Below are 23660 nucleotides of genomic sequence, written 5' to 3'. Positions count from 1 at the left end.
ACTTATTCGTTCAACTTATCCTATCTTTGGATAAGTTTTTTATTTTCCATTATAATATTTCTCCACATCTTTTTCAATACATTCGGGCACCAATCCTTTGATTGTGTGCCCGTTTTTTATGCGCAACCGTATATCTGTGCTGCTTATATTGATAAGCGGAATGTTCAACAATGTAACATTGTCGGACGGCAACGTATTGCATTTTTCTACGGTTTCATCGCTCTTTCTCGGATAAACGGCAACACGATAGTTGGCTAAAATATCTTCTGCGTGATACCATTTGTCGAACGCCTGCCAATTGTCGCCCCCTATCAGAAGTACAAACTCGTAGGTTGGAAAGTCGGCAGAAAGTCGCTGCAACGTGTCCCAAGTATAAGAAGGCTTCGGCAAACGAAACTCATAGTCGCAGGCTACCATACCCTTTTTGCCGTTCAATGCTTTCCTAACCAACTGCAAACGCAACGTATCGTCGAGTAGTTTGTCGTTTATTTTAAATGGATTTTGTGGCGAAACCATAAACCAAACCTCATCTAAACAGGCTTCTTGCAGAAAGATTTCTGCCAGTTTTATGTGTCCGTTGTGGATAGGATTGAACGAACCGCCGTATATTCCAACCTTCATTGCAACCTTATGCTTCTACGAATTGCTTTATAATGTTGTAGGCTTCCTCCTTTGCCTTTGCCAAATCGTCGTTCACGATAATATGGTCGAATTTATCGGCAAATGTAAGCTCGTATTCCGCCTTGGCTATTCTGCTTTCTATGGCATCAGCCGAATCGGTCTGTCTGCCTTCCAAACGGCGGCGAAGTTCGGCGATAGAAGGAGGCTGAACAAACAAGCTGAGTGCCTTTTCGCCGTAAAACTGCTTTATATTGCAACCACCTTTCACATCGACATCGAAGATAACGTTTTGTCCCTTGTCAGCCTGAGCCTCTACCTGACTCTTCAATGTGCCGTAGAAACGGTCGGTATAAACTTCCTCGTACTCCAAAAATTCGTTGTCTTCTATTCTCTTTTTAAACGCTTCGGGACTTAAAAAGATGTATTCCACCCCATCTTGCTCCGTGCCACGTGGCGCACGTGTGGTGCAACTGATAGAAAATGCCAACTTCAGTTCAGGGTGTTCGTTCATCAGCCACTGCACAATGGTACTTTTACCAGCCCCCGACGGTGCCGAAAATATTATGAGTTTTCCTTGCATCTGCTGTTTCTTTACAGTGCGTTCAGCACTTGTTCTTTTATCTGTTCCAGCTCGTCTTTCATCTTCACCACGATGTTTTGCATCTCGGCTTGATTGCTTTTAGAACCTGTCGTGTTTATCTCGCGTCCCATCTCTTGTGCGATGAAACCGAGCTTTTTGCCCACGCCGTGCCCTTCTTCCGCCATTGTTTCACGGAAGTAGCTCAGATGGTTGGTCAGACGCTGTCGTTCCTCGCTTATATCAAGTTTCTCGATATAGTAAATCAGTTCTTGCTCCAAGCGGTTCTTATCGTAATCCACCTTTGCCACTTGTTCCAAGCCTTCTATGATTTTCTCTTTTATCTTCGGTACACGGCTTTCTTCGTAAGGTTCTATGCTCTTCAGAAGGGCTTCTATATTATCAATTTTCTCGTGGAATTTGCGTTCGAGCGCAGCACCTTCCTGCTTGCGGAAGTCCACCAAGTTCTCTATGGCTTCGCTGATGGCTTTCTTTGCTGCCTCCCACTCTGCCTCGTCGAGCACCTCTATTTCGGTTTTCGTTGTAACGTCGGGCATACGCAGCAACGTAGAAAACCAGTCGGCAGGTTCGGGAATACCCGTTTGTGCCGCTATGTTCTTTATCTGGCGATAGTAGTTCTCTACGAGTTTCGCATTGATGGGCGTTGCGTCCAACGCTGCATCTTTCTCTATCCACAACGAGAAATCCACCTTTCCACGCTCCAGACGCTTGGCAATGGTCTGCCTTATTTCCATTTCCTTCTCTCTATACAGAGGGGCAATGCGGGTTGAAAGGTCAAGATTCTTGCTGTTTAGCGACTTTACCTCTACGCTTATTTTCTTTTCTTTGTAGGTTACGACAGCTTTACCGTAGCCCGTCATTGATAATATCATAATCCTTACGTTTAATTAATGCAAAAGTACAAAAAAGAGCCGAAAGCACCAAATTGCCATCACTTCCTTTTAAAAGTTACCCGCTGACAAGTCTTTATATATTCTTCTAAAACCATTATAACCACTGTTGCCACAAATAAAAGTCCTGCAAATCGGTGAGCATATGAAAGAACAGCCCGATACCGATAGGGCGAAGCCACCAAGGCAGCTTCAGTTTCTCGTAGGGAAGCACGCACAGAAGTGCATAGACACCTACCATAAAATAGGAATGAAGCAGGTGAAAACCCACACTACAACGGTCTGGATTGAATATAGGTGTCGCCAGTAAATGGTCTAAATCTACAAGCATTGTTGCCAACATAATCCAAAACGCCTTCACCCTGCGTTCGCGTCTGAAGAACTGTGCAAACAGCAAGGGTGCAAGAAAATGAAGCCCATAGTGAATAATGGTTCTTAATAATGCGATTGTCATTTCTTGTTTTAAATCGTTAGAAGTATGCAAATATAGTCCATTTCCTTAAAACTCCCATCATTTTGCTGAAAAGTTAGGATATTTTTACGTTCGGTTCATTCAGACAGGGCTATTCAGAAGGCATCTGTACTAATTGCAAACAAATCTTAATACCAAAGAACTTACACCACCAAATGTTAATTTTAAAAATACGAGAAATATTTGGCTAAAAAATCAGAAATAAGCATTGGTAAAGCGTTTTCTATGCCGCTAGTTTGCAAAAGTGCCGCTTTCGCAAGGCAAAACAATAGGTTTCATCGAGCAAAAGCGGCACTTTTGGAATGTAAAAACGGCTCTTTTGCAAGGCAAAACCGCATCTATATTTCCACAAAAGTATTCGTTTTATCACATTTAAGATGCCATTTCGTTGCACAGTACTACCCAACAAGTGGATAATAGGCTATGATTAAGCAACTTACAATAGCACGCAAACAATGGCATTATTTGAAAATAAATAATCTGAAGCGCAGAAAAGTGCCCGTAATTCCGTTGCTAAAGCCTCGTTCGTTTAACAATAAGCGTAGCTAATTTAGAGATATTAACAAACACGAAAGACATTGATTAAATTATAAGGAAAATCGCAAAGCAATGTTCAACAAATATAAGGCTACACTGCATGTTACCGATTAATTTGCTAACTATCTGAAAAAAGGAAGTCATTTTTTTGTTCTTTCCTTGATTTAGTGTATCTTTGCAAAAAGAATATCTTAACGTTGGAGGACGGTTAATGGAACTTAGCAACCTCCATATACAAATCTATTTACATACAGAGCAATATGATTCTATTTTTCTTGGCTTCTAATGACACTGTCATTGCTACTGAAATCGACCACAACCCTACGCAGGAAGAGGTTGAAAAGTTGAGTTGGCTTTATGGCAACGCAAAGGTGTTGAACGACAAAGAATTGTCGGGCTACTACCTCGGACCACGCCGCGAAATGATTACTCCTTGGAGTACAAATGCCGTTGAAATCACCCAAAATATGGGTATCAGTGGCATTTCTCGTATAGAAGAATACTTCCCTTCGCAGTCGATGGAAGCTAATCCAGACAGAATGATATTCCGCAACTACGATGGATTGAATCAAGACATCTTCACGGTGGATATTCAGCCAGCAGAAATACAGTTCGTTGACAATCTTGAGAAGTTCAACGAGGAAGAAGGCTTGGCACTGTCGCCAGAGGAAATAGAATATTTACATAAGGTAGAAAAGCAGAACAACCGCCCACTGACCGACTCGGAAGTGTTTGGTTTTGCACAAATAAACTCGGAACACTGTCGCCACAAGATATTCGGCGGCGAGTTCATCATCGACGGAAAGGTGATGGAAAGCAGTCTTTTCAACCTTATAAAGAAAACAACAAAGGAAAATCCAGGCAAGATTTTGTCTGCTTACAAAGATAATGTAGCCTTTGCAGAAGGTCCAGAAATAGAGCAGTTTGCTCCGAAAAACCAAAGCACGTCCGACTTCTTCCGTGTGAAGAATATTGAGAGTGTTATCTCGCTGAAGGCCGAAACCCACAATTTCCCTACTACTGTAGAACCTTTCAACGGTGCTGCAACGGGCACAGGTGGCGAAATTCGCGACCGTATGGGCGGCGGTGTAGGCTCTTGGCCTATTGCAGGAACAGCAGTTTATATGACAGCTTACCCACGCTTGCAAGACGAAAACGGAAAGATGCCCGCCTTGCGCGATTGGGAGGACATACTGCCAGTGCGCGAATGGCTCTATCAGACGCCGCAACAGATACTTACGAAAGCCTCTAATGGCGCAAGCGACTTTGGCAATAAGTTCGGACAACCGCTGATTGCAGGTTCTGTATTGACTTTCGAGCACCAAGAAAACGGCGAGAAATATGCTTACGACAAAGTGGTTATGCTTGCTGGTGGCGTAGGTTACGGTGCGAAGCGCGACTGCTTGAAGAAAACGCCACAGCCAGGAAACAAAGTTGTTGTTGTAGGTGGCGACAACTATCGCATCGGACTTGGGGGCGGTTCGGTATCGTCGGTAGACACTGGTCGCTATTCAAGCGGAATCGAGTTGAATGCTATCCAGCGTGCCAATCCCGAAATGCAGAAGCGTGCCTACAATCTTGTTCGTGCGTTGGTAGAAGAAGACGAAAACCCTGTTGTTTCTATTCACGACCATGGTTCGGCAGGACACTTGAACTGTTTGAGTGAGTTGGTAGAAGATTGTGGCGGCAGAATAGATATGGACAAGCTGCCTATCGGCGATAAAACGCTGAGCGCAAAGGAAATCATCGCCAACGAATCGCAAGAACGTATGGGCTTGCTGATAGACGAGAAGTATCTCGACCACGTGCGTCGCATTGCCGAACGCGAACGTGCGCCGATGTATGTGGTAGGCGAAACAACGGGCGATGCGCACTTCTCGTTCGTTCAGAAAGACGGTGTAAAGCCATTCGACCTTGATGTTGCGCAAATGTTCGGACACTCACCAAAGACCGTAATGAAAGACGAAACGGTGGAACGCAAATATGCCGACGTTACTTACGATATTGCAAAGATAGACGATTACGTTACACGTGTGCTGCAATTAGAAGCTGTAGCTTGCAAGGATTGGCTCACAAATAAGGTAGACCGCTCGGTTACAGGACGTGTGGCACGCCAGCAATGCCAAGGACAAGTGCAGTTGCCACTGTCCGATTGTGGCGTGGTAGCACTCGACTACCGTGGCTATAAGGGCATTGCCACCGCTATCGGACACGCTCCACAAGCAGGTTTGGCATCGCCTGAAGCAGGCTCGGTGCTCTCTGTGGCTGAATCGCTGACCAATATTGTATGGGCTCCGCTTGCTGATGGAATGGACAGCATCAGTCTTTCAGCAAACTGGATGTGGCCCTGCCGTGCGCAAAAGGGAGAGGACGCACGCCTTTACAGTGCAGTGAAAGCCTTGTCGGATTTCTGCTGCGCCATTGGTGTGAACGTACCGACAGGTAAGGATTCGCTGTCGCTTACACAGCAATACCCTAACGGCGAGAAGATTGTTTCGCCAGGAACAGTCATCGTTTCAAGCGGTGCAGAGGTGAGCAATGTGCGCCAAGTGGTTTCTCCAGTATTGGTGAACGATAAGAATACACGCCTTTATCACATCGATTTCAGCTTCGACGAGCAGCGTCTGGGTGGTTCTGCCTTTGCACAGAGCTTGGGCAAGATTGGTTCTGACGTTCCTACCGTGAAGGAGCCTCGCTACTTCTGCGATTGCTTTGATGCCATTCAAGAGATGATTCGCCGTGGGTGGATTCTCTCAGGACACGATATTTCGGCTGGTGGTATGATTACAACGCTGCTCGAAATGACTTTTGCAAATCCTGAAGGTGGTCTGAATATCAACTTGCACGATATGCAAGGCGATGACATTATGCGTAAGTTGTTTGCCGAAAATCCAGGTGTCATCATTCAAGTTGCCAACGAACACAACGACGAAGTAAAGGCTTTCTTGGAAGAGAACTGCATTGGCTTCGCACGCATTGGCTATCCAAACACCAAAAACCGTACACTAAGCATTGCCGATGGAAGTTGGAAACACGACTTCGACATCGACGCTTTGCGCGAAGCTTGGTATGAAACATCTTACCTCTTCGAACGTAAGCAGGCTTCAAACGGTATGGCTGAGAAACGCCACGACAACTATAAGAAGCAACCAATCGAAATGAAGTTCAACGAAAACTTCACGGGTAAGTTGCAACAATATGGTTTAAATCCAAACAGATGGAAGGACAACGACACAACAACCCATCAGACACACCGTAAACCAAAGGCTGCCATCATTCGAGAAAAGGGTACTAACGGCGACCGCGAAATGGCTTATAGCCTCTATCTTGCAGGTTTCGAGGTGAAAGATGTTACGATGACCGACCTCATTTCGGGGCGTGAGACACTTGAAGAAATGAATATGATAGTGTTCTGTGGCGGTTTCTCTAACTCTGACGTGCTCGGTTCAGCAAAAGGTTGGGCAGGTGCTTTCCTCTATAATCCTAAGGCTAAGCAGGCACTTGACAACTTCTATGCACGCGAAGATACACTGTCGCTCGGCATCTGTAACGGTTGTCAGTTAATGGTAGAATTAAATCTTATCAACCCAGAACACAAGCATCGCTCACGATTGACGTACAACGACAGCCACAAGTTTGAAAGTGCTTTCCTCGGACTGAACATTCCAGAGAACAAGAGCATTATGTTAGGGTCGCTCAGTGGCAGCAAACTTGGCATTTGGGTGGCACATGGAGAAGGTAAGTTTATGCTTCCTGAACCTGAAGACCGTTATAATATTGTTGCGAAATACAACTATGCACAATATCCGGGCAACCCGAACGGCTCTAATTACAATGTAGCTGGTATCTGCTCTGACGACGGTAGACACCTCGCAATGATGCCTCACCTCGAACGTTCTGTATTCCCTTGGCAACAAGCGTGGTACCCAATAGACCGTCGCAACGACGAAGTTACGCCGTGGATAGAAGCATTTGTCAATGCACGCCAATGGGTTGAGGAACGAATAAAATAATAATGTCAGATAACAAGAACAAAGAACTAAACAACACGAGCCTGTCTTCTTCTGCCTCAAACGGAAGAGGTGGGCTTGCTATTTATTGGAATGCCTTCAAGACATTCTTCAAGATTGGTGCGTTCACGCTCGGCGGTGGTTACGCTATGATTTCTATTATAGAGAACGAGGTAGTAGAAAGAAAAAACTGGATAAGCAAGGAAGAGTTCGTAGACCTTATTGCAATGGCGCAGAGTTGCCCTGGCGTGTTTGCTGTAAACATAAGTATTTTTGTTGGATACAAGCTCCGCAAGACGCCAGGAGCGTTGTGCACAAGTCTGGGAGCGGTGTTACCATCGTTCCTTATGATTCTTCTTGTTGCCCTGTTCTTCCATCAGTTTATGGACTTAGCGTGGGTAGAAGCTATGTTTCGTGGCATTCGCCCTGCCGTAGTGGCACTCATTGCCGTGCCCACATTTAATCTTGCGAAAAGAGCAAAGATAAATCTTGCCAACTGCTGGATACCCATTGTTACAGCATTACTCATTGCTTATTTAGGTGTAAACCCTATTTACATACTCATTGCTGCTGTTGCAGGCGGCTATCTGTATGGTAAATTCATAGCCCCAACCGAATAGATATGATATTTCTACAACTCTTTTACACATTCTTTACGATTGGACTGTTTGGCTTCGGTGGTGGTTACGGAATGCTTTCGCTTATCCAGACCGAGACGGTGATACGCCATCACTGGCTGTCTTCAGCGGAATTTACCAATATCGTAGCTATTTCGCAGATGACCCCTGGTCCTATTGGCATAAACTCTGCAACCTATTGCGGCTATACGGCAGTGCATAATGCTGGCTTTACAGGCGGAATGGCAGTGTTAGGCAGCATTACAGCCACATTCGCATTGGTGCTACCGTCGCTTATTTTGATGCTTCTCATCAGTAAGCTGTTCCTGAAATATATGAAGACGTCGTTGGTTCAATCCATCTTTATGAGCGTACGCCCTGTTGTAGTAGGGTTGTTGGCAGCAGCTACACTGCTGCTTTGCAATGCCGAAAACTTCTCGCGACCTAATATGAACTTATGGCATTTCTGCATCAGCATTGCCCTTTTCCTTACCACTTTTGTTGGTACGATGTGGCTAAAGATAAACCCAATTCGCATGATTTGCTATTCCGCAGTTGCAGGATTGGTACTCCTTTATTAAAAGGAAGAAATGAAGAACAACCCTTGCAATGCAAGCCGTCTACATAAAAGAAACGTTTTCGCAACTACCCTACTCTGCTTAGACACCTTATTTATAGGAGGAAAAGCTTAGAAAGATGTAAATATTTTTTACAAATATATCTTTTATCTAACTCACTCTTTATCAACACATTGCAAAACCTATTGTTTCGCATTCCAAAAGCGGCTGTTTTGCACGGTAAAAGCATAGGTTTTACATCGCAAAACAGCCGCTTTCGCAATGCCAAAGCGCAAATACCATTTTTCAACAAAATTATCTTTACAAAATCGCAATTAATCTTCAACGACAATATTCAGCAACAATAGGGAAACTATTCCCCTAATAAGCTTCTATTTTACCACAAAAACGTTTGGATAAAAAGCCCTAAAAAAGCCTATGTTTGCTCACGCATACATAGGCTTTGCCACTTAACTAAATAACTCAAAAAATTACTTGACTCAATTCTTGTTAGTGCGCCTTCATCACGAGGACATACTAACTTACATTTGTTTGACTATTAACTTACTAATAACTATTTTGTCTGTTTGTAATCAAGACTTATTTATAAGTGTTGCAAAGGTATATATAAAAAAACAAAAAACAAACTATTTACGACGTTTTTTTCTTGGAATTATGGATTTTTATAGCTATAGAAGCACTTTAACATATACTTTTGGCTTTTATTTCCATTAATAACAGGCAACTTTGTTATTATTTTCCTATACCTGCTAACAATGTGTTTATTTTTTCTTAATACCGTTTTGAATGAATTGTTATTACAAAATTGCTGTTACATACAATGTTCATTGGTAAACGGCTTTGTTGCAAAGGGAGGGTTAGCTTGTTTATTTGCTTTCCTGTTCTTTCTTTTTTTCCTCTGCCAAAACAAGGGTTATATCGCTGTAAGTTATTTCGGGAGGGCAGGCATCTTTAATGCTTTTGAAGCCTTCGTTAGGCGAAAAGTTCTTCAGTATGCGTCGAATGGTTGCCACTTTCTGCTCATCTACAAAGTCGGTGGCTTGCAGTTCGCCACTCGCAATATACTTTGCAATATGGTTTACAATGGTTTGCAGCGTAAGACTGCGTTCTTTTGCAATGGCTTTCAAGTCCATTCCGCTTTTATAAAGTCTGTAACTTATGGCGTGTGTAGCTTCTTTGGGCTTCTTTTCAGCCTTTGCCTTGCGCTTTCTGTCGCGTCGTTTTGCACCGTCTTCGTCGCCCATTGATATAAGAATGGTTTCTTGCTTGCACTTCAGATAACGGCTTGTGCTGAAGTCTTCTTCCATCATATCCTCCAACAGCAATAGCTTTGCCTGTCGGGTTTGTTCAAGTTCGGCAATGTTGTTGTCTATGCGCTTCATTGCTTCCTTGTTCTTACTCTCTATGCCTTTGGTTATTTCAATCTGCTCGGAGAATATTTCTGTAAGCTCGTTATAGAAGTATCGCGCGCCGCTCTTTATTCTTTCGAGAAATTCGGGACTATGCAAATCGTCCGTCGGCATACTTCTTACAAGCTGTGTCCATTTCGACGATACGTCGAGAATGCGCTTTTGCAAGTCGTCCAACGTTGTTCGGTGGAGTGCTATCGTTTTGGCGTACTTGTGAAAATGCTCTACCAAAGTTCTGAAAAGGGCGGATTCGAGGGCGGAAATTTCGTTGAAGTTGAACAGTTCCATTATCAACATTCTGTAATATTCCTCTTTCAGCAGTGGCAAATTCCTTATACTCTCTGCTGCACGCATATTCTGCTGGGCAATATAGCAGTCTACCCGTGCATCGTTGATAATGGCATTCTGGTTCAGCGGCGACGCCAAAACCAACCCTTCCAACGAGCGACAACGGCTCAAAGCCACATATACCTGCCCCGAAGCAAAAGCCTGCTGAGCGTCGATAATGGCGTGTTCGAAGGTAAGTCCCTGACTTTTGTGTATGGTAATAGCCCAAGCCAATCGCAGCGGATATTGCGTGAAAGTGCCCAACACCTCGCCTTCAATCTGCTTTGTTTGCTCGTTGAGCGTGTAGCGAGTATTCTCCCACGTCTGTGGCTCTACTTCTATCGCCTCGTCATCGCCAGCACAAGCCACCATTATCTTTTCTTCGTCAATGTAGGTAATGCGTCCAATCTTGCCGTTGTAGTATCTTTCGAAGCGGTCGTTGTGGATAAACATCACCTGCGCACCGCATTTCAGCGTCAGTTCATAGTCGGCAGGATAGCTGTTATCGGGGAATTGCCCCTCCACTTGTGCGCAGAACCTGAACTCTTCCGACTCTATCTGCCTTAATTGCTTGTTGTTCAAATTTTCGGCAATGCGATTGTGAGTCGTCAGATGAATATAGTCGCTGCCTTCTTCGGGCTTGAAATTCAGTTGATAACGCTTGTTCAGCGTCTTGAAGTCCTCGTCTGTTACGTTGCCATCTCTGAAGTGATTTAGAATGTTTATGAACGTTTCGTCTTGCTGTCTGAACACTTTCGTCAGCTCAATCGTAACATATTGTATGCTTTGCAGTGCTTTCGAGTCGAAGAAATACGGTGTGTTGTAGTATCGGTTCAGCAGTTCTTCCTCTTCGGGCTTCACCACGGGGGTAAGCTGTTGCAGGTCGCCAATCATCAGGAGTTGCACTCCGCCAAACGGCTTGTCGTGTTCGCGGAAGCGACGGAGCACCGAGTCGATGGCATCGAGAATGTCGGCACGCACCATACTAATCTCGTCGATAACGAGCAAGTCAAGCGTTCGCATTATCTTTCGTTTCTGTTTGCTGTATTCAAAGCGCGGTTTCACCATACTTTCGGGCACGAAAGGGGAAAGCGGAAGCTGAAAAAACGAGTGAATGGTTACGCCACCGGCATTTATGGCAGCCACTCCCGTAGGGGCTACCACTACCATTCGCTTTGTGCTGTGTTGCTTAATGGCACGCAAAAAGGTTGTTTTTCCTGTACCAGCCTTTCCTGTAAGAAAGATGCTGATGCCTGTGTGTTCTACAAAGTCCCACGCATTTTGCAGTTCTATATTCTTTTCCATCGCTTTGTTCTCGCTATCGTTCAGCAAATTTAATCAAAAAATACGAGGCTCGCAAATTTGTCATTGATAAAAATCAATCCGCTTGACGCACGGCAATAAATGCGCCCATATTACACAATCTTGCCTGAATTGCTTGCCTGAAAACCCAAGAAGCCGTAACTTTGCACTCGTAAACAATAGGTAAGAAGTTAAAATAGTGAGGGCAAGCGGCTCTCAAGAAAGGTAAAAAGATTATGTTCATAATATTGATGATAGTTGCTATCGTAACTGCCAATATAGCACAAGCAGTTCACGTAAGTAAAAAAATAGTTGATTAGTTATTATTAGAGAGTAAATTATTTAGGTTAGTTGATGATTTGAGAAAGTAAAAAGGTGGTGTATCAAACAATGATACACCACCTTTTTCTATTATGTCTGTATGTGTCAGTCTTGCGCTTCCGCCTTTATGCAAGCCTATAAAGCAAATACATCAGCTTCTATTTTCGTCTACTTTAGACACAAGTCTGCTCTATGTTTTATTGGCGGAAAGAAGGTTATAAAAGTGTAAATATTTTTCCACAACGCCACTATTGTGTAACAATCTCATTATCAACACGTTCCAAAACCTATTGTTTCGCATTGTAAAAGAGCCGCTTTTGCACGGTAAAAGCGGCTCTTTTGGCGTGCAAAACCTACGCTTTTGCAATGCCAAATCGAAATTATCATTTTTTCTTCAGAATAATCTTTACAAAACGATGACTATTCTTCTGCATTTCTCTTGAACAACGAAAGGGCAATAAGTCTTGCTGAACTACTCTCAAACGGGACTTCGTTTACAGCAAGAAAACAAAGGGGATAAAAATAAATGCTGAAACTCTCAACGAGCTTCAGCATTTATTTTGTTTAACCTTAATTGTCTTTTGTCTTATGAATAGAGGAAGCCTCACGGTCTCCTTGTTTTCCTTATTACACAATCTGTTAAACTTTTACCTTTAAAAAATAACTAAAAACCTAAATCTATTACTACTAACCTAAACAATCTATTAACCTTTTGACGATGCAAAGGTAGATAGTATTTGGAATACTTGCAAATATTTCAAGGCTCGTTTTTTACAAAACTGCAAATTCTTGATGTATGTCAAACGATAGTATATAAAGCAGTTAGAGCAGTTTTATAGGATTATTTCCTGCTTTTTTCTATTATTTCATTGAAAACTTGTATCTTTGTCAGGTGAAACTAAGGTATGATGAAAGTACTGATTGTAAATACAAGTGAACGGACGGGAGGTGCCGCTGTGGCTGCAAACCGTTTGAAAGATGCGCTGAACAACAACGGAATTGAAGCAAATATGCTTGTTCGCGACAAGTTAAGCGACGACACGACTGTGTTTACAATAAAGAATGGGTGGCGCACACAATGGAATAAGCTGTGGGAACGATGGTGCATATTCTGGCACTTACGCTTCTCCAAGCGCAATCTGTTTGCTATCGACATTGCCAATGCAGGTACCGACATAACGCAGTTGCAGGCATTTAAAGATGCCGACGTTGTTCATTTGGCATGGATAAACCAAGGTATGCTGTCGCTCAAAGGTATTGAAAAGATACTGAAAACAGGCAAACCGCTCGTGTGGACAATGCACGATATATGGCCCGCTACGGCTGTTTGCCACATTACGTTAGACTGTCGGCAGTTTGAAACCCAATGCAAAGACTGCCGTCTGCTGCCCTCAGGCATAAGAAAAAGCCTTGCACAGAGGACGTGGAAGCGCAAGGAAGCGATAGAAGGGCGTTCACATATTATATATATAACGTGCAGCAAGTGGCTGCAAGGCGAAGCAAAGCGGAGCGCATTGATAGGTCAGAACCCGATAGAATGTATTCCGAACCCGATAGATACAAACATTTTCTGCAAGGCAGACAAGACTGAAGCCCGCAGAAAACTGGGTTTGCCAACCGATAAACGCTTGATACTTTTTGCATCTCAACGGGTTACAAACCAGAATAAAGGTATGGGTTACTTGGTTGATGCGTGCCGAAAAATGGTGGAACAGCACCCCGAAACGTTAGCAAACACGGCAGTTGTAGTGCTCGGCGGACACGCTGAAGACCTGCGAGAGAACTTCGACTTGCCGATGTTTCCATTAGGATATGTGAGCGATACGCAGCAGATAGTGGACGTTTACAATGCCATTGACGTGTTTGTATTGCCATCGCTGTCAGACAATCTGCCCAACACCATTATGGAAGCAATGGCTTGTGGCGTGCCGTGTGTGGGCTTTGAGGTGGGCGGTATTCCCGAAATGATAGACCACGAGCGCAATGGCTATGTCGTGAGAATGAAAGACTCGGCTGATTTGGCATACGGAATCAACTGGGTGTTGAACGTTGCCGACTACGGAAAGCTGTCTGCCAATGCTGTAGAAAAGGTGAAACTGTGCTATTCGCAAACGCGTGTAGCTACGCAATATATAGATATTTACAAGAGAGCAGTTGCTTATTCAAAGAACAAATAAATGATAACATTCTCAGTAATCACCATTACCTATAACGCAGCCGATGTGTTGCAGCCTACGTTAGACAGTGTGCTGATGCAGGATTTCCCCACGGTGGAACACATTATCGTGGACGGTGCCTCGACAGACAATACTGTAACGATAGCTGAAGCCTATAAAGAAATGTCGGACAGTGCAGAAAACGAACATATCGTTCGTATATACAGCGAGCCCGACAAAGGACTTTACGACGCTATGAATAAAGGTTTGGTGCGCGCAAAGGGCGATTATGTGGTGTTTCTGAATGCTGGCGACCGCTTTCCGACGGCTGATACACTCGAGAAAGTAGCATTGGCAGCCGAAGTAGGCGACGGCGAAGAACGCCCTGCAGTGGTATATGGCAATACTGATATCATAGACGAAAAGGGCAATTTCCTGTATCATCGCAGGCTGCAACCGCCCGAAAAGCTTACTTGGCGTTCGTTTCGCGACGGTATGTTGGTATGCCATCAAGCCTTTTATGCTCGCTTGGATATTGCACGGAAAACACCTTTCGACACGCACTACCGTTATTCTGCCGACGTGGATTGGTGCATAAAGATAATGCGTGAGGGCGAACGGAAGGGACTGTTGCTTAGAAACGTGCACGCCGTAATAGCCAACTATATGGAAGAAGGGCAAACTACGCTGCACCACCGTACATCGCTTCGCGAGCGTTTTCAGGTAATGTGCAAGCACTATGGCGTATTCCCTACCCTTGCAAAGCACATTTGGTTTGTAGTAAGAAAGCTCATAAAACAGTAAAATCATATAAATATTAACAAATTAAATCCTCAGTAAAATGAAAACAAAGATTGTTTATACCCTGCTGACTTTCCTTTTTATAGGAATTAGCACAAGCATGAGCGCACAGACAAATGCAGTTCTAAACTATCCTGTGCCTGAAAAGAAGCAAGTTTCAAAAGCAAAACAGAACAAGCAGACTACTGATAAAAAGCAGCAAACAGAAACTTATGCAACGGAAAACTACGATGTTTACACAACAGATACTACAACGTACAAGAAGAAAACATCTGAAGAAAAGATAAAAGAAGGGCTCAGCAACATTGGAGACGGTATGGAAGACTTTATGGAACGCGAATCGGAAGCCATTGGAAGAGTTGCGGGCAAAGCCGAAAAGAACGGCAAAAAGTTCCTGAAAAAGCTGAGCGAGGCAGGCAAGAAGTTCGGCAACAATGTCGATAAAACCCTCAACAAGGCGAGCGATGCGCTTTCTGACCGCCAGATAAGCAAGAAGAAACAGTAGCATTTTGTACATTCTTTTGGTGGTATTGGATATTTTCAGTACTTTTGCGCAATAGAAACAACTTTGCTTTTGCATACGTTCGTCATTCTAAAATGTGCTTATGAACTCACAAGGAAACAAGAAACCTACATACACCAAGCCCGTTGCCATCTGTGCAGGGGTGCTTTTCTTTGGTTCGCTGTTGCTGTCAGTCCTAATGGCAACCCGCGATATGGCACCGCCACGCAAGTACGAGGTGGATATGTCGGGTGCGGTGATAGGTATTGATACCACATCGAAAATCCCTGTATTGACGAAAGAAGAGGCGAAGGAAGTAGAAGTAAAGGAAAACAAGAAGGTGGACTACGTTGATTCGGAAGATGGCAACAGTAACATTAACAACATACCTGAACCCGAACCAATCGAAGTGCCAGCGTTACCACCGCCCCCTATAAAAGAGGAAACGGGAAGCAACGGCACGCAACCTTCTGATATGAAAGCCCCCAAGATAGAGCCTATTGAGTAGAATGTATAGCGTTTTTAGCTTGTAAATACTTAAACTCGCTTAAAATAAGCTAAACCTTTTTTACTTTTATAGCTATCTGCAACCAAATGAATATCTTTGCACGGTAAGCAGGCGCAATACGTCTGCGCTTGATGTATTCAAGCAAAGCAAACATAATTGAGTATAAATTAATAAACTATTAGCAATATGAAAAAGAACCTTTTAGTATTAACCTTGTGTGCAGGTGCACTGTTGATGACAGGTTGTGCCAGCAAGAAAGATTTGCAGAATTGCCAATCAGAAAACCAACGCCTATCGAGCGAATACCAAAATGCTAAAGAAACAATTGCAGCAAACAATGCTCGTATAAAGAGTTTGGAAGACCAATTGGCACAGGCAAAAGCAAATGCAGCAGCTTTGCAGGGTAGCCTCGACCAGAGTTTGAACAATGCCAATTCAAACAATATCAATATTTCTAAGTTGGTAGACCAAATCAACGAGAGCAACCAGTACATTCGCCACCTCGTGGAAGTGAAGACCAAGAGCGACTCGCTCAACCTTGTTCTTACGAACAACCTTACACGCAGCCTCAGCAAGGAGGAACTCAAGGAAGTTGATGTTCAGGTGTTGAAGGGCGTTGTTTACATCTCGTTGGCAGACAATATGCTCTACAAGAGCGGTTCTTACGAAGTAAACGACCGTGCAGAACAAACCCTTAGCAAGATTGCAAAGATTATTACCGACTACAGAGACTACGATGTGCTGATTGAAGGTAACACCGACAACGTGCCTGTAAATGCACAGAGCGAAAAGATGAAGAATATTCGCAACAACTGGGACCTCTCTTGTTTGCGTGCTTCATCGGTGGCACAATACTTGCAAACCCGCTTCGGTGTAGACCCAAAACGTCTGACTGCAGGTGGTCGTGGCGAGTTTAACCCACTCGCAACCAACGACACAGAGCTTGGAAAGCAGCGTAACCGCCGCACACAAATTATCATTACTCCTAAGCTCGACCAGTTTATGGACCTTATCGGTAAGGCTCCAGAGTCAGCAGAGAAATAAAAATAAAGTGTTTTAACAACGAAAAAGAATTATCAAACTCCTATGAACTACCGTTCACTAACAGGATATAAACGATGGGTCGCATATCTAACGATTCTTACATTATGTATCTTCATATTGTACTATGTAGGGAAATTAATTGGCAGAGCTGCCTACTTCCTACTGAATTAGATTGATGCGAACATCTAAACATAAGGTCTTCAAATATACAGTTATCTGTATTTGAAGACCTTTTTTATTGCCATTCCGACAGTACAGATACCTCTGTAAAAGGCAACAAGAATGTAAATATTTTTCACAAGCGTAACTATTGCGTAACTATCTATACATAAGCGTGTTACAAAACCTATTGTTTTGCATTCCAAAAGCGGCGGTTTTGCACGGTAAAAGCGTAGGTTTTGCGTTGCAAAAGAGCCGCTTTCGCAATGCCAAAGCGCAGTTATCACTTTTTAAGAGAATTATCTTTACAAAACCAAAGCTGTTTTTCAGTAATTGTTATAGGCAAGAAAGGGGCAATTATTTCCCTTCAAAAACATTGCCTATCCCGGTATTTCAGAGAACAAGAGCACTGCGCCGATTTCTAAACGAAACGTTATAAACGCTGTCTATGCGTCTATTGGAAGTACCGAGAATAATACGAATTGGGGGAAAAAAAGAAAAAATAAAGCGGAAAGGAGTGGTACCTTGTGTCGCCACTCCGCTTTATCTTATAGAAAAAACCTGCTTTGCAATGGCTAATATCAGCCATTGCTGTTGCGTGGTTTGTAAATTGTACTTAGAGTTTTTCGCCGTAGCAAAGGTCACCAGCATCGCCAAAGCCTGGAACAATGTACTTGTGTTCGTTCAAGCCTTCGTCGATTGCACCGCACCAAATGGTGGTCTTGTCGTCGGGGAAAGTCTTTTTAATGTGGTCGATACCTTCTGGAGAAGCTATCACACAAGCTATATGGACGTGGCGAGGTGTACCTTTAGAGAGTATTGCCTTGTAGCCAAGCTCCATCGAACCACCTGTTGCCAACATTGGGTCGGCAATAATGAGGGTTTTGCCGTCAATATTCGGTGTTGCCAAATATTCTACGTGAATGCCTACTTCGTGGTGTTCCTTGTCCTTGTATTCCCTGTATGCGCTTACGAAAGCATTGCCTGCATGGTCGAAAATGTTGAGAAATCCGTTGTGGAAAGGAAGTCCTGCACGAAAGATAGTAGCAAGTACAATCTTGTCGGTAGGTACGTTTACCTTAGAAATGCCCAGCGGAGTCTGGATTTCCTTCATTTCGTACTGAAGTGTTTTAGAGATTTCGAATGCTTCGAACTCTCCTATTCGCATTACGTTGTTACGGAAAAGGAGACGGTTTGTCTGGTAGTCCTTGTCGCGGATTTCTGCCATGTACTGGTTTACAATGGAGTTCTGTTCCGAGAAGTTAATGATTTCCATTTTTTCTTTTTATAGTATGGTTAAATTGGGGTGATAGTTTTTATGCGCCCAAAATTGTGGCAAAATTAAGAAAATAGTTTATTATTTGCAACGTCTGAATAGCAAATATCTGCCAACAATAATATTTTTTATATTCTTTAACCTTGCAAATGTTTTATTGCTGCATTTTTTATACCTATCATTTTGCATTACATCATAAAATTATTACCTTTGCGGTGTTATTTTAAGGTAAAGTTGTTACAAGATACGGAATTAATTTCAACATTTATATAATATTTACAAATGGCAAAATTTGATAAGAGCGTACTCGCCAATTATGGCATTACAGGCGCAAAAGAAGTGCTGTACAATCCTTCATACGAAGTATTGTTCAATGAAGAAACAAAAGAGAGTCTTGAAGGTTTCGAAGTAGGCCAGGAAACAGAACTTGGTGCTGTTAACGTAATGACAGGTATCTACACTGGTCGTTCTCCTAAAGATAAGTTCATCGTTGATGATGAAAACTCACACGATACAGTATGGTGGACATCTGACGAATACAAGAACGACAACCACAGAGCTACTAAGGAAACTTGGAATGCAGTAAAGGAAATCGCAAAGAATGAACTTTCTAACAAGCGTTTGTTTGTTGTTGATGGTTTCTGCGGTACTCACAAAGATACACGCATGAAGGTGCGCTTCATCATGGAAGTAGCATGGCAGGCACACTTCGTTACAAATATGTTCATTCGCCCACAAAGCGAAGAGGACTTTGAACAAGAGCCAGACTTCATCGTTTACAACGCATCAAAGGCTAAAGTTGAGAACTGGAAGGAACTCGGCTTGAACTCTGAAACAGCTGTTGTGTTCAATGTAACTTCTAAGGAGCAAGTTATCATCAACACATGGTACGGTGGTGAAATGAAGAAGGGTATGTTCTCTATGATGAACTACTTCTTGCCATTGAAGGGTATTGCGTCTATGCACTGCTCTGCAAACACCGATTTGAACGGAGAAAACACTGCAATCTTCTTCGGTCTCTCTGGTACTGGTAAGACAACATTGTCTACCGACCCTAAGCGTAAGCTCATCGGAGACGACGAACACGGTTGGGACGACAACGGTGTGTTCAACTTTGAAGGTGGTTGCTATGCGAAAGTAATCAACCTCGACCCAGAAGCTGAGCCAGATATCTACGGTGCTATCCGCCGCGACGCATTGCTCGAGAACGTTACAGTAGACAAAAACGGTGAGATTGACTTCGCTGATAAGAGCGTAACCGAGAACACTCGTGTTTCTTATCCTATCTACCACATCAAGAATATTCAACGTCCACTTTCTCAAGGTCCAGCTGCAAAGCAGGTAATCTTCTTGAGTGCAGACGCTTTCGGTGTACTTCCTCCAGTGTCAATTCTCGATTCTGAGCAGACAAAGTACTACTTCCTCTCTGGATTTACAGCTAAGTTGGCAGGTACAGAACGTGGTATCACAGAGCCAACTCCTACATTCTCAGCTTGCTTCGGTCAGGCTTTCTTGGAACTTCACCCAACAAAGTATGCTGAAGAATTGGTTAAGAAGATGGAAAAGAGCGGTGCTAAGGCTTACTTGGTGAACACAGGTTGGAACGGTACAGGCAAGCGTATCTCTATCAAGGATACACGCGGTATCATCGACGCAATCTTGAACCACTCTATCGACGCTGCTCCAACAAAGCAGATTCCTTACTTCAACTTCACTGTTCCTACAAAGTTGGAAGGTGTTGATACCAACATTCTCGACCCACGCGACACATACGCTGACGCATCACAGTGGGAAGAAAAGGCTAAAGACCTCGCAGACCGCTTCATCAAGAACTTCAAGAAGTACGAAGGAAACGATGCTGGTAAGAAGCTTGTAGCAGCTGGTCCACAGCTCTAATACATATATAAGGTGTAACTGAAACACTTTATCGAAACCCTTAATCTCACCTCTGCACATAGCAGGGGTGAGATTTTTTGTATGCAAAAAGGGCATATCGAGAGTGTTATACATCTTTCTTCATAGGCACCACAGTTCCTTTCACGTGAGTTCAATATAAGAATTACACCAATATATTATTTATAAGATACTTATAGAAAGAATAGATTATACTTTAATATGCTTATAATCAAAAAGCAGTGAAGTTTCTTTGTCCTCAAATTCTTACATCTAACCCACGCTACTTTATGAACGAAAAGAAAGCAACAAAGATGTAAATATTTTTCAAAAGTATAACTATTACGTAACTCATTATACATCAACGCATTACAAAACCTATTGTTTTGCGTTCCAAAAGCGGCTGTTTTGCAAGGTAAAAGCGTAGGTTTTGCATCGCAAAAGAGCCGCTTTCGCAATGCCAAAACGCAATTGCCACTTTTTAACAGAATTATCTTTACAAAGTTAAACTAAAATACACCCTTGACAGCAGGTGCAAAAGTATAAGCGAAAAGACTGTAAAGGGAAAGAGAAAGGGCAAGTCTTTGAGCCTTGACACATTCTCTTTGGAACAGAAAAAGCCCAAGATTGCAATTGCAATCGTGGGCTTTCGTATGATTGAATCTGTATATTGCACAAGTCTTACGATTGCAAGACTTGCGCAACAAGTTTTATTTTGCAGGTGTCATCACCACTTCTACGTGGTTGCCAGAAGCGAGCAAGCCTTTCAGGAATGCTGCAATCTTCTCTGGAGTCAGGGCTTCAACAGCAGCCTTGTAGTCGCTTTGAATATCTACACCTAATGTGATATACTCGCTGAGAACATTTATCCAGTGGCGATTGCTCTTCGCACTAATGTCAGCTTGCTTGAGCATGAAGTCCTTAACTTTCTGAAGCTTATCCATATCGACCTTTACGCTGTTGTTCTTAATGCCTTCGTTGAGGAGCTTAACAGCGATTTCAGCCTTGTTTGGGTCCATTGGGCACTGTGCCTGAATAATGGCAAAGGTCTTGTCGGCAGTCTGATTCAAGCCACCGCTTGCACCTACTGAGTAAGCAGCACCTTGGTCTTCACGAATGTCCTTCAAGTAAACCATTGACAATACTTGCGCTGCAGCGTCTACGAGTACAGCATTCTCAACAGTGTATTTTGTTGGTTGGTGCCAAACTTCTACGCTCATAGCCTTTGGAGTCTCTGATTTGAAGGTGAAATGGTTCAACACTTTACCTTTAACGAAGCCTGGAACTTCTTTCCAGTTCTCTACCTTACCCTTTGGCAAGCAACCGATATACTTCTCAATAAGTGGACGGAGAGCAGCCTCGTCATAGTTTCCTACAAAGTAATAGGTGAACTGTCCAGGGTTAGCGTAACGCTCTTTCCATATCTGGAGTACGCGGTCGTAATTCACGCCTTTGAGTCTGTTTACCGAAAGAGGAGCATAACGAAGTTCGTGGTTGTAGAGAGTAACTGACACTGAGTCCCCGAAGACACTCTCTGGAGACAAATCTTTGTGCTTCAAAGCCTCTTCGTACTGCTTCATCATTGCGTCGAATGCTTGTTGGTCCTTAGTTACCTTTGTTAATTTGAGGTAAACCAACTGCATCATCGTTTCAATATCCTTCGGTATAGACTGGCCGCTTACATACTGATAGTATGTGCCGAGCGACAAACTTGCGCTTGCTTGCTTTCCGTAGAGAGCCTTGGTGAGTTCTTGTTTAGAGAAGTTTCCAAGTCCGCTGTTGTTCATAACAGAGTTGAACAGCTTAAGATTATCGAAGTCAGCCTTGCCGTATAAGCCGCTACCGCCTTTTGCTGCAGCGTAGAAACGTACATCGTTAGCTTGGAAATCAGTCTTCTTGAGGATAACACGAGCACCGTTGCTCAATGTCAGCTCTTTGTAACCGAGCTTCTTGTTCTCTGTTTCCTTAACGATTTTTCCAGCCTTTGGCAGTTTTGTTTCGTCCAACAGAGGTTCGCTCTTTACGTTATCAACGTATGGTTCTATCTTTTCTGCACGTACTTCCTTGATAGCTTGTGCCATCTTCTCTTCGGTTGGGTCTACCTTTCCAGCCTTGTCTTGTGCGAAGATGTAGACAACAAGGTTCTTGTCCTTGTCGGAAATAAGCTCCTTAGCATACTCGTTTACAACCTGATAGTTGAGTGCAGGCATTTCGATGAGCTGCTTCATAATCTTGTACTCGTCTTCCTTGCTTGGGATAGGCTCGTTCTTCAAGAAGTGGTCGCGCAATTCGTCGCCATATTGGCTGCTGGTTGTCTTATCACGATTGGTGTATTCAGACTCGATTTGTGAAAGGAATTCTTGCTTTGTACGTTCAAATTCGGTAGGTGTGAAACCATACAGGCGTACTCGTTGTGCCTCACGATAGAGAGCTTTGAGTGTTTCTATGTCCTTGCCTTCCTTGGCACTACCGTTCAATGTGAACGCATCTTTGGTGCTTGAGAGCATAAATCTGCCGTCGTAACCACCTGCACTGGTGAATGGGCAGTCTGCTTTCTGCTTCATTTCGCTGAAACGCTGGTTCAACATCGTAGCTATCATTGTCTTCATATAGCTGTCGATGTAATATGCCTGACTTGTTTTCATTTCGTCAGGGAACACATCGTGCTTCATGAAAATGCCGATAGTAGAGTTCTGCATTTCCTTATCCTTATCGAAAACATAGATAGCCTGCTCGTTGTCTTCCACTGGAAGCTTTGTTACTTGTGCAGCATTGGCTGGCACGGTAGCATTTGCCCATAGCTTCTTAATCTGTGCTTCGGTGCGGTCTACGTCTACATCGCCCACAACAATGATACATTGGTTGTCTGGACGATACCATTTGTGATAGTAATCGCGGAGGGCTTGGTACTTGAAATTGTCTACCACGCTCATCAAACCGATAGGCAAACGAAGTCCGTACTTGTTGTTAGGATAGAGCTTTGGCAGCGAACGGTCGTAGATACGCATCATTGCGTTCTGGCTCAATTGCCATTCTTGGTGGATAACACCACGCTCCTTGTCTATTTCCTTATCGTCGAGTGTAAGACCGTTAGACCAGTCTTTCAAAACCAATAAGCAAGAATCGAGTGCTGTCTGACGCTTTGTCGGTACGTTGCTGATGCGGTAAACAGTTTCTTCGATAGAGGTGTAAGCGTTCAAATCGCTACCAAACTGCACACCGAGCGAGCGTGTGAACTCCAACAAGGTAGAGTCTGGGAAGTGCTCAGAACCATTGAACGCCATGTGTTCAAGGAAGTGAGCCAAACCACGTTGTGGTTCTTCTTCTTGAATAGAACCAACACGCTGCGCAATGTAGAAGTTGGCTACATTCTCAGGCCAGTTGTTGCGCAAGATGTAATAAGTCAGACCATTGCTGAGCTTACCCTGCCTTACATTCTTGTTTACTGGAATTGAGCCAAACTGTTGTGCGTTTGCTATTCCTGCAATAAAGAACAAGGCAACAAAAAGGAAATGTTTCAGTTTCATTTTTATAAGTTAGATTAAAAATTATTGTTCACTAATCGTACAAAGGTAATTATTTTTCGGTAATTATTCATCTTTTTTCTTATAATTCTGTTTGTACTCTGTTAAATATAAA

17 protein-coding genes are annotated in these 23660 nt (G+C 43.3%); 10 read left to right on the top strand and 7 right to left on the bottom strand.

Annotation, left to right across the window (positions count from 1 at the left end):
- Window positions 1–39: 39 nt before the first annotated feature.
- The 4 genes from nadD to BWX39_RS02480 all read right to left on the bottom strand — a co-directional run bounded on the left by nadD (window position 40) and on the right by BWX39_RS02480 (window position 2563).
- Window positions 40–621, bottom strand: coding sequence for a nicotinate (nicotinamide) nucleotide adenylyltransferase (gene nadD, locus BWX39_RS02495; protein ID WP_028905626.1), 582 nt, complete (start codon window positions 619–621; stop codon window positions 40–42).
- Window positions 622–628: 7 nt separating this feature from the next.
- Window positions 629–1201 carry a guanylate kinase gene (gene gmk / locus BWX39_RS02490; RefSeq protein WP_028905627.1) on the bottom strand — a complete coding sequence of 191 codons (573 nt, stop codon included), beginning with the start codon at window positions 1199–1201 and terminating at the stop codon, window positions 629–631.
- An 11-nt stretch (window positions 1202–1212) separates the two neighbouring features.
- Entirely contained in the window at window positions 1213–2091 is an 879-nt protein-coding gene (locus tag BWX39_RS02485) for a YicC/YloC family endoribonuclease (RefSeq protein WP_028905628.1), read from the bottom strand.
- A gap of 115 nt (window positions 2092–2206) precedes the next feature.
- On the bottom strand, window positions 2207–2563 hold the full coding sequence (locus BWX39_RS02480) for a DUF6122 family protein (protein WP_014708950.1): 357 nt from the start codon (window positions 2561–2563) through the stop codon (window positions 2207–2209).
- Between the two features lie 815 nt (window positions 2564–3378).
- Here BWX39_RS02480 and purL point away from each other — a divergent pair.
- The 4 genes from purL (at window position 3379) to BWX39_RS12350 (ending at window position 8670) form a co-directional block, all read left to right on the top strand.
- Window positions 3379–7131: a phosphoribosylformylglycinamidine synthase gene (gene purL / locus BWX39_RS02475; protein ID WP_028905629.1), complete on the top strand. Its 3753-nt coding sequence runs from the start codon at window positions 3379–3381 to the stop codon at window positions 7129–7131.
- Between the two features lie 2 nt (window positions 7132–7133).
- Window positions 7134–7748, top strand: a complete 615-nt coding sequence (locus tag BWX39_RS02470) for a chromate transporter (protein WP_028905630.1) — start codon at window positions 7134–7136, stop codon at window positions 7746–7748.
- A 2-nt stretch (window positions 7749–7750) separates the two neighbouring features.
- Window positions 7751–8326: a chromate transporter gene (locus tag BWX39_RS02465; protein ID WP_028905631.1), complete on the top strand. Its 576-nt coding sequence runs from the start codon at window positions 7751–7753 to the stop codon at window positions 8324–8326.
- Between the two features lie 134 nt (window positions 8327–8460).
- A complete protein-coding gene (locus tag BWX39_RS12350; RefSeq protein WP_076123199.1) occupies window positions 8461–8670 on the top strand; it encodes a hypothetical protein in 210 nt (69 codons plus the stop codon).
- Between the two features lie 519 nt (window positions 8671–9189).
- Here BWX39_RS12350 and BWX39_RS02455 read toward each other — a convergent pair.
- Window positions 9190–11364 carry a helix-turn-helix domain-containing protein gene (locus BWX39_RS02455; RefSeq protein ID WP_028905632.1) on the bottom strand — a complete coding sequence of 725 codons (2175 nt, stop codon included), beginning with the start codon at window positions 11362–11364 and terminating at the stop codon, window positions 9190–9192.
- A 1226-nt stretch (window positions 11365–12590) separates the two neighbouring features.
- On the opposite strand from BWX39_RS02455, the gene BWX39_RS02445 reads away from it, so the two are divergent.
- The 5 genes from BWX39_RS02445 (at window position 12591) to BWX39_RS02425 (ending at window position 16693) form a co-directional block, all read left to right on the top strand.
- Window positions 12591–13859 carry a glycosyltransferase family 4 protein gene (locus tag BWX39_RS02445; RefSeq protein WP_028905633.1) on the top strand — a complete coding sequence of 423 codons (1269 nt, stop codon included), beginning with the start codon at window positions 12591–12593 and terminating at the stop codon, window positions 13857–13859.
- The gene (locus BWX39_RS02440; RefSeq protein ID WP_028905634.1) at window positions 13860–14642 is read left to right on the top strand and encodes a glycosyltransferase family 2 protein; all 783 of its coding nucleotides are present in this window, start codon (window positions 13860–13862) and stop codon (window positions 14640–14642) included.
- Window positions 14643–14679: 37 nt separating this feature from the next.
- A complete protein-coding gene (locus tag BWX39_RS02435) occupies window positions 14680–15144 on the top strand; it encodes a hypothetical protein (RefSeq protein ID WP_028905635.1) in 465 nt (154 codons plus the stop codon).
- A 100-nt stretch (window positions 15145–15244) separates the two neighbouring features.
- A complete protein-coding gene (locus BWX39_RS02430) occupies window positions 15245–15649 on the top strand; it encodes a hypothetical protein (RefSeq protein ID WP_028905636.1) in 405 nt (134 codons plus the stop codon).
- Between the two features lie 186 nt (window positions 15650–15835).
- Complete coding sequence (locus BWX39_RS02425) at window positions 15836–16693, top strand: OmpA/MotB family protein (protein ID WP_028905637.1); 858 nt, start codon at window positions 15836–15838, stop codon at window positions 16691–16693.
- 775 nt (window positions 16694–17468) lie between these two features.
- Here BWX39_RS02425 and upp read toward each other — a convergent pair.
- Window positions 17469–18128 carry a uracil phosphoribosyltransferase gene (gene upp, locus BWX39_RS02415; RefSeq protein ID WP_014708961.1) on the bottom strand — a complete coding sequence of 220 codons (660 nt, stop codon included), beginning with the start codon at window positions 18126–18128 and terminating at the stop codon, window positions 17469–17471.
- Window positions 18129–18410: 282 nt separating this feature from the next.
- Here upp and pckA point away from each other — a divergent pair, with 282 nt between their 5' ends.
- On the top strand, window positions 18411–20024 hold the full coding sequence (gene pckA / locus BWX39_RS02410; protein WP_028905638.1) for a phosphoenolpyruvate carboxykinase (ATP): 1614 nt from the start codon (window positions 18411–18413) through the stop codon (window positions 20022–20024).
- Between the two features lie 707 nt (window positions 20025–20731).
- On the opposite strand, the gene BWX39_RS02405 is transcribed toward pckA, so the two are convergent.
- Entirely contained in the window at window positions 20732–23548 is a 2817-nt protein-coding gene (locus BWX39_RS02405; protein ID WP_028905639.1) for a M16 family metallopeptidase, read from the bottom strand.
- Between the last annotated feature and the right edge of the window lie 112 nt (window positions 23549–23660).

This window comes from Prevotella intermedia ATCC 25611 = DSM 20706, from assembly GCF_001953955.1.
Taxonomy (GTDB): domain Bacteria; phylum Bacteroidota; class Bacteroidia; order Bacteroidales; family Bacteroidaceae; genus Prevotella; species Prevotella intermedia.
Note: the sequence above shows the minus strand (reverse complement) of the source record. Positions and strands in the feature narration are given on the sequence as shown.

Bases quoted from the DNA above. Each gene is read 5' to 3' on its own strand.
- BWX39_RS02470 (WP_028905630.1), top strand. From the start codon at position 7,134: ATGTCAGATAACAAGAACAAAGAACTAAACAACACGAGCCTGTCTTCT.
- BWX39_RS02485 (WP_028905628.1), bottom strand. From the start codon at position 2,091: ATGATATTATCAATGACGGGCTACGGTAAAGCTGTCGTAACCTACAAA.
- BWX39_RS02435 (WP_028905635.1), top strand. From the start codon at position 14,680: ATGAAAACAAAGATTGTTTATACCCTGCTGACTTTCCTTTTTATAGGA.
- nadD (WP_028905626.1), bottom strand. From the start codon at position 621: ATGAAGGTTGGAATATACGGCGGTTCGTTCAATCCTATCCACAACGGA.
- upp (WP_014708961.1), bottom strand. From the start codon at position 18,128: ATGGAAATCATTAACTTCTCGGAACAGAACTCCATTGTAAACCAGTAC.
- BWX39_RS02440 (WP_028905634.1), top strand. From the start codon at position 13,860: ATGATAACATTCTCAGTAATCACCATTACCTATAACGCAGCCGATGTG.
- gmk (WP_028905627.1), bottom strand. From the start codon at position 1,201: ATGCAAGGAAAACTCATAATATTTTCGGCACCGTCGGGGGCTGGTAAA.
- BWX39_RS02465 (WP_028905631.1), top strand. From the start codon at position 7,751: ATGATATTTCTACAACTCTTTTACACATTCTTTACGATTGGACTGTTT.
- BWX39_RS02480 (WP_014708950.1), bottom strand. From the start codon at position 2,563: ATGACAATCGCATTATTAAGAACCATTATTCACTATGGGCTTCATTTT.
- BWX39_RS02445 (WP_028905633.1), top strand. From the start codon at position 12,591: ATGAAAGTACTGATTGTAAATACAAGTGAACGGACGGGAGGTGCCGCT.
- BWX39_RS02405 (WP_028905639.1), bottom strand. From the start codon at position 23,548: ATGAAACTGAAACATTTCCTTTTTGTTGCCTTGTTCTTTATTGCAGGA.
- pckA (WP_028905638.1), top strand. From the start codon at position 18,411: ATGGCAAAATTTGATAAGAGCGTACTCGCCAATTATGGCATTACAGGC.
- BWX39_RS02455 (WP_028905632.1), bottom strand. From the start codon at position 11,364: ATGGAAAAGAATATAGAACTGCAAAATGCGTGGGACTTTGTAGAACAC.
- purL (WP_028905629.1), top strand. From the start codon at position 3,379: ATGATTCTATTTTTCTTGGCTTCTAATGACACTGTCATTGCTACTGAA.
- BWX39_RS02430 (WP_028905636.1), top strand. From the start codon at position 15,245: ATGAACTCACAAGGAAACAAGAAACCTACATACACCAAGCCCGTTGCC.
- BWX39_RS02425 (WP_028905637.1), top strand. From the start codon at position 15,836: ATGAAAAAGAACCTTTTAGTATTAACCTTGTGTGCAGGTGCACTGTTG.